7 protein-coding genes and 1 pseudogene are annotated in these 6,362 nt (G+C 75.5%); 6 read left to right on the plus strand and 2 right to left on the minus strand.

Features of this window, described 5'->3' with window-relative positions; translation table 11 throughout:
- The 6 genes from ABD308_RS18450 to ABD308_RS18475 form a co-directional block, all read left to right on the plus strand.
- Positions 1-306, plus strand: a 306-nt coding sequence (locus tag ABD308_RS18450; protein ID WP_344335800.1) for a hypothetical protein, incomplete at its 5' end; no start/stop codon positions are given.
- A gap of 47 nt (positions 307-353) precedes the next feature.
- A complete protein-coding gene (locus tag ABD308_RS18455; RefSeq protein WP_344335802.1) occupies positions 354-1,070 on the plus strand; it encodes a glycerophosphodiester phosphodiesterase in 717 nt (238 codons plus the stop codon).
- Positions 1,067-2,191 (plus strand): winged helix DNA-binding domain-containing protein, encoded by a 1,125-nt coding sequence (locus ABD308_RS18460; RefSeq protein ID WP_344335805.1) that lies wholly within the window; start codon positions 1,067-1,069, stop codon positions 2,189-2,191. Before ABD308_RS18455 ends, ABD308_RS18460 begins: the two co-directional genes overlap by 4 nt.
- 125 nt (positions 2,192-2,316) lie before the next feature.
- Positions 2,317-2,748: a hypothetical protein gene (locus ABD308_RS18465; protein ID WP_344335807.1), complete on the plus strand. Its 432-nt coding sequence runs from the start codon at positions 2,317-2,319 to the stop codon at positions 2,746-2,748.
- Between the two features lie 140 nt (positions 2,749-2,888).
- Entirely contained in the window at positions 2,889-4,028 is a 1,140-nt protein-coding gene (locus ABD308_RS18470; protein WP_344335808.1) for an AI-2E family transporter, read from the plus strand.
- Positions 4,029-4,180: 152 nt separating this feature from the next.
- Positions 4,181-5,053 carry a Vgb family protein gene (locus ABD308_RS18475; protein WP_344335810.1) on the plus strand — a complete coding sequence of 291 codons (873 nt, stop codon included), beginning with the start codon at positions 4,181-4,183 and terminating at the stop codon, positions 5,051-5,053.
- A 6-nt stretch (positions 5,054-5,059) separates the two neighbouring features.
- On the opposite strand, the pseudogene ABD308_RS39720 reads toward ABD308_RS18475, so the two are convergent.
- A pseudogene (locus ABD308_RS39720) lies at positions 5,060-5,170 on the minus strand (AraC family transcriptional regulator); the annotation flags it as partial.
- Positions 5,171-6,362: helix-turn-helix transcriptional regulator (locus ABD308_RS18480; protein ID WP_344335813.1), on the minus strand; the 1,192-nt coding region annotated here is incomplete at its 5' end.

The following is a 6,362-nucleotide window of genomic DNA, read 5'->3' on the forward strand; positions in this document are numbered from 1 at the left end:
GACCAGGACGAACTCGCCGCGATACCCCACGAGGCGCTGGTCGAGATCGCCGGCGTCCCCGAGGTCACCGTCCGCCTGTTCGTCCACGACGAGGCGGTGGTCACCGTCGACCAGATCGCCTTCGACGTGCCGCGCGACAGCGTCCCGGCCTTCCTGAACTCGGTGTGGAGCGGCCTGGTCCACCTCAAGCAGCGGGTCTTCCCGCCCGCCTGCACCATGATCGTCACCGTGCCGGGTGAGCGGAGCTACCGTGAGGCCGTCACCCTGTACACCCTGACCCCGTGGCTGGCCGGACGGCTCCGCTGACCCCGGCCGCCCGCGCAGACCGCCGCTCCGACCCGATGAACGGACCGATGACCGCATCCGCCGCCCGCCGCCCCGTCCTCGCCGTCGCCCACCGCGGCGACCCGTACCGCCACCGCGAGAACACCCTGCCCTCCATCGAGTCCGCGTTCGCCGCCGGCGCCGACGCCGTCGAGGTGGACGTCCGGCTGACCCGCGACCGGGTCCCGGTGCTGCTGCACGACGCCACCCTGGAACGCCTCTGGGGCGACCCGCGCCCGCTCGACCGGCTCACCGCCGAGCAGCTCGACGCCTTCGACGACGGCCGCCTGCGCGTCCCCACCCTCGCCGAGGCGCTCAAGGCCACCGCCGACGCCGCGCCCGGCGCCAGGCTGCTCATCGACCTCGACGACGCCGGCCCGGCCGCCGCCACCTGGGAGGTCGTCACCGGCCTCGGGGCCGAACAGCGGGTCGCCTTCTGCGGCCCGGCCACCGCCATGCTCGCGGTACGGGCCCTCACCCCGGACGCCGACCTCGCGCTCACCTGGAAGCAGCCCCGGCTGCCCGTGCGCGCCCTGCTCGACGACCTGCGCCCGACGTCCATCAACCCGCCGTTCGGCCTGGTCACCCCCGCCTTCACCGGCGCCGCCCACCAGGCCGGGCTGGCCGTCTCCACCTGGACCGCCGACCTGCGCCGCACCATGCGCAAGCTGACCGAGGCCGGCGTCGACTCCATCACCAGCAACCGCATCGCCCTGCTGCGCGCCGTCCTGGACGGCCACCGGTGACCGAGGCCCCCACGGGCGGGGACGGCGGGGTCCTGGGAGCCCAGGCGCTCGGACGCGCGCTGCTGGCCCGTCAGCACCTGCTGGAGCGCGCCGCCGTCACCCCGACCGCGATGATCGGGCACCTCGGCGGCCTCCAGGCCCAGGCCGTCCCGCAGCCGCCCTACCTCGGCCTGCTCGCCCGGCTGGACGGCTTCACCCCCGACGCGCTCACCGAGCTGATCGAGACCCGGCGGGTGGTGCGGATCGGCCTCCAGCGCGGCACCATCCACCTGGTCACCGCCGAGGACTGCCTGGCCCTGCGCCCCCTGCTGCAGCCGGTGCTGGATCAGCAACTGCGCACCACCTTCGGCAAGCGGCTGGCCGGGCTCGACCTCGACGCGCTCGCCGCCGAGGCCCGCGCCCTGGTCGAGGCGGAGCCGCGCACCTTCCAGCGGCTGGGCGCCGAACTCGCCGGCACCCGGCCGGACCGTGATCCGGCCGCGCTCGCCCAGGCCGCGCGCTGCCTGCTGCCGCTGGTGCAGGTCCCGCCGCGCGGACTGTGGGGGCGCGGCGGGCCCGCCGCGCACACCACCGCCGAGGCCTGGCTGGGCCGGCCGCTCGACCCGGCGCCCCCGCCCGACGGCCTCGCGCTGCGCTACCTCGCGGCCTTCGGCCCGGCCACCGCCGCCGACCTGCAGAAGTGGTGCGGCCTCAGCCGGCTGGCCCCGGTGCTGAAACGGCTCGCCCCGGGCCTGGTCACCTTCCGCGACGAGCGGGGCCGGCTGCTGTACGACCTGCCCGACGCGCCCCGGCCCGACCCGGACACCCCGGCGCCGGTCCGGCTGGTCGCGCCGTTCGACAACCTGCTGCTCTCGCACGCCGACCGCACCCGGGTGCTGCCCGAGGCGTACCGGCCGAGGGTGATGACCCAGAACGGCATCGTGCTCGGCAGCCTGCTGGTGGACGGCCTGGTCGCCGGGAGCTGGCGGACGGCCGAGGAGGGGACCGGGGCGTGGTCGCTGACGGTCCGGCCGTTCGCGCCGCTCGGGCGGGCCGACCTGCGGGCGGCGCGGTCCGAGGCCGAACGGGTGCTCGCCTTCGCGGGCGGCGGTGGCGAGGTCCGCTTCGAGGAGGCCGGGTAGCGCGTTCGACGGTCGGACGGGTGTGCGGGGGCCGTGACTCCTTGGGGTGGCCCCACGGCGGTGCTCCGCACCCGTACCGCCACGGCTGGCTTGAATCGACCCACCCTACCGAAGTGGAGTTGGTCATGGCCCCTGTGAACAATGGCGTCTACGCGATCGGCAAGCCCGATGAGCAGCTGCTCACCCTCCAGGCCGCCAAGGAGTTCGTGGTGGTCCTGCCCCCGACCGGCGAGCCCGGGGAGCAGGAATGGGAGGTGAGCGGCTGTGACAACGGAAACGTCCTCATCAGGAACCTCCGGCACGGCGACTACGTCGGCCTGGACGGTCCGCCGGAGGTGAACCAGCAGGTCCGGGGCACCGACGAGGCGTTCGAATGGGCGCTGTACCAGGCCGCCGAGCCGTTCTCCTTCCATGTCGTCCTCCCGGGGGGCCCGGTCGACGGCCAGGAGCTGGCGCTGGACCTGAGCGTGCTGGACATCTTCCCGCAGCGCACCGCGCTGCGACCGCTGGAGGTCCAGGACCAGCGGCAGGCCTGGTCGTTCCAGGCCCACGAGTGAGTGACGGCGCGCCCGCCCCGGCCCGGCCGCGCCGCGACCGCCGGGGCGGGACGCGCCCAGATGTGCAGAAAACAGGCACATGATCGGATCATCTGCTGAGATGGGGCAGACCTGGACCGATCGACCGGATGGAGGAACGGATGCCGGGGCAGACTCCGCCCGAACGGCGGCCCGCCGACCACCGACGCCCCTACCTCATGCTGCCGGCCCCGGTCCGGGCCGCCGCCGCCTGGTCCGCCGCGCTCGTGCTGCTGATCACGGTCGCCTCGCTCGTCGTCTTCGCCCTGGTCGAACTGCGGGCCGCCACCGTCCCGGTGATCCTGGCGCTGCTCGGCACCTCGCTGCTCCAGCCCGTGATGCCGTGGATGGTCCGCCGCGGGGTCAGCCGCTCGGTGGCCGCCGGACTCACCTGCGCCGTGCTGGTGGCCGCCGTCAGCACGGTCATCGCCCTGCTGGTCAACTCCCTGGTGCACAGCGCCCCGCAGATCGCCTCCGCGCTCCAGGAGGCCGGCGACCGGCTCGCCGAATGGCTCGGCCCCTTCGGCGAGAAGATCCGGCACGTGCTGGACAACGCCCAGGGCGAGACCAACACCCTGGTCACCACGCTCACCGACAGCGTGCTCTCCGGCCTCGGCCTCGCCACCCAGATCGCCACCGGCGCGGTGCTCGCCCTCGCCCTGGTCTTCTTCTTCCTGCGCGACGGCCACCGCACCGGCGAGGCCATCCGCTCCTACCTGCCCGAGCGCACCGCCGAGACCGTGGTGGCCTGCGGCGAGCGGGCCTTCGAGGCGATGGCCGGCTTCATGCGCGGCACCACCCTGATCGCCCTCATCGACGCCTTCTTCATCACCGTCGGCCTGCTCGTCCTCAGCGTCCCCGGCGCACCCGGCCTCGGCGCGCTGGTCTTCATGGGCGCCTACATCCCGTTCGTCGGCGCCTTCCTCTCCGGCACCGTCGCCGTGCTTGTCGCGCTCGCCGACGGGGGCCCGGCCACGGCGCTCTGGGCACTCGGCGTGGTGGTCGCCGTCCAGGTCATCGAGGGCAACATCCTCCAGCCGCTGATCCAGAGCCGGACGGTGGAACTCCACCCGGCCACCATCATGGTCGCCGTGGTGGCCGGCTCCGGGATCGCCGGCATCATCGGCGCCCTGCTGGCCGTGCCGGTCTGCGCCGCCGGGCTCGGAGTGGTCTCCGTGCTGCGCGGCGGCCCCGGCCGGCGGCGCCGCGCCGACCGCGATGGCGACGCGGCCCCGGCCCTCGCCGACGCGGCCCAGGAGTAGACCGGCGGACGGCCGTGCCGCGGCGTCGGACGGACACCCGTGACGGGGGTGGTGGACGACCGCACCGGCGATTCCCCGGCTCCGAAAACCGGTTGCCCGCGCGGGGACGGGTGGGGGAGAGTGCCGCCGATGCGGAAGGGGCGGAAGGGAACATGACGATGGAACGGATCGTGGTGGCGGACGGGGCGGCCGGGCCGTACGGGATCACCGTCGGGCCCGACGGCGCGCTCTGGTTCACGCTGGTGCACGCCGGGGAGGTCGGGCGGCTGGCGGCCGACGGGAGCGTCACCCGCCACGGGCTGGACGCCCCCGGCTGCGGGCCCTCGGTGATCACGGCGGGCCCTGACGGCGCGCTCTGGTTCACCCGGATGCGCGACCACCGGATCGGCCGGATCACCGTGGACGGCGCGGCCACCTCCTACGCCCTGCCCGCCGGGTGCGGGCCGTACGGGATCACGGCCGGGCCCGACGGCGCGCTCTGGTTCACCCAGCTCAACGCCGACCGGATCGGGCGGATCACCGTCGACGGCGAGGTGACCGAGTACCCGCTGCCGGTCTCCGGCGGCTTCCCGTCGATGATCACGGCCGGACCGGACGGCGCACTCTGGTTCACCCTCAACCAGGCGCACGCGATCGGGCGGATCACGGTGGACGGCGAGGTCACGCCGCACCCGCTGCCCACCGAGGGCGCCGCACCGGTCGGCATCGCCCGGGGCGGCGACGCGCTCTGGTTCGTCGAGATCGGCGCCGGCCAGGTCGGGCGGATCACCGTGGACGGCGAGGTGACCGAATATCCGCTGCCCGACCGTGACGCCCGCCCGCACGCCGTCACCGCCGGGCCCGACGGGCGGCTCTGGTTCACCGAATGGGCGGCCGGCCGGATCGGCTGCCTCACCCCCGACGGCGGGTACACCGGGCACCCGCTGCCGGTCGAGGGCGCCGAGCCGCACGGCATCGCCGTCGGACCGGACGGGGCGGTGTACGCGGCGCTGGAGATCGGCGAGATCGTCCGGCTGGCGCCGTGAGACCGGTCACCGGTGGTGGTGCGCCGCCGGGGTGTGGCCGAAGGTGCGGCGGAAGACGTCGATGAAGGCGCCGGCCGAGGCCCGGCCGCAGCGGTGCGCGGATGGCGCCGGGGGTGTTCAGGGGGTGGCGCAGAGTTCGGTGGCGAGGGCGCAGAGGGCGGCGCGGTCGGGGCGGCCGGTCTTGGCGAGCAGGTTGGCGAGGTGCTTCTCCACCGTGCGGGGGGAGATGGAGAGCTTGCGGGCGAGCTCCTGGTTGCCGGGGCGGTCGGCGAGCAGGACCAGCACCTCGTACTCACGGACCGTCACCCCGCAGGTGCGCAGGCCCGCCGGGACGGCGTCGCGGCCGCCGCGGTGCTGGGCGACGCTCGCGCCCGCGCGCCGCAGCAGGGTGCGGCAGGCGGCGGCGACCGGCTGGACCTCCAGTTGGTGGAAGTACTCCTCGGCGGTGCGCAGCCAGGCCACCGGTTCGCCCCAGCCGTCGGCGAGCGCGGCCTCGGCGGTGAGCCGCAGTGCCAGGTGGTGCGCGAGCGGGAAGTCCGCGGCGGCCGGCCGGGTCTCGGCGAGGGCGCGGGCGGCCTGTTCCGGGTGCCCGTCGCGGCCCAGCAGCACCGCGTCCGCGAAGCGCAGGAACTGGCGGTTCCACGCCAGTTCGGCGGCGGGCGCGGCGGTGGCCCGGTCGAGTTCGGCGCGGCCCCAGCGGCCTCCTACGACCTCCAGCAGGGGGTGCAGGCCGTGCCGGCCGGCCAGGTAGAAGACGCTGGGGTGCGCCTCCTCCCAGGCCAGGCCCGCGTCCAGTTCGGCGCGGGCGGCGGCGCGGTCCTCGGCGAGCAGCGCGCCGACCGCACGGCAGAGCCCGTAGCGCAGCGGCGTCAGGAAGGACTCCTCGCCGCCGGCCTGCCGGAACCGGGCCAGTTCGCGCTCCATCTCCCGGGTGCGGCCGAGGTGGGCGGCGAGGGTGGCGGAGGAGAGCAGCAGGTAGCGGTGGGCGGCGAGGTTGTGCAGGCGGGCGGTGGCGTCGAGGCAGCGGTCGACGGTGGCGCGGGCGGTGCGCCACTCGCCGCGCATCACCGCGTTCATGGCGAGCAGGCCGTCCAGGGTCTGGGTCAGCACGATCGCGCCGAGTCCGGCGGCGGCCTCCCTGGCGCGCTCCAGGCGGGTGCCGTCGCCGGTGCGCATGAAGGCGTTGGCGCCCAGCCGCAGCAGCGCCTCGACCCGCCAGACCGGCAGGGCGTTCGCCTCGGCGACGGCCAGCATCCGCTCCAGGCAGGCGTCGGCGGCGTCGAAGCCGCGTTCGCGGGCGAGCAGGGCG

Source organism: Kitasatospora putterlickiae, assembly GCF_039527695.1.
In the GTDB taxonomy this organism is placed as follows: Bacteria; Actinomycetota; Actinomycetes; order Streptomycetales; family Streptomycetaceae; genus Kitasatospora; species Kitasatospora putterlickiae.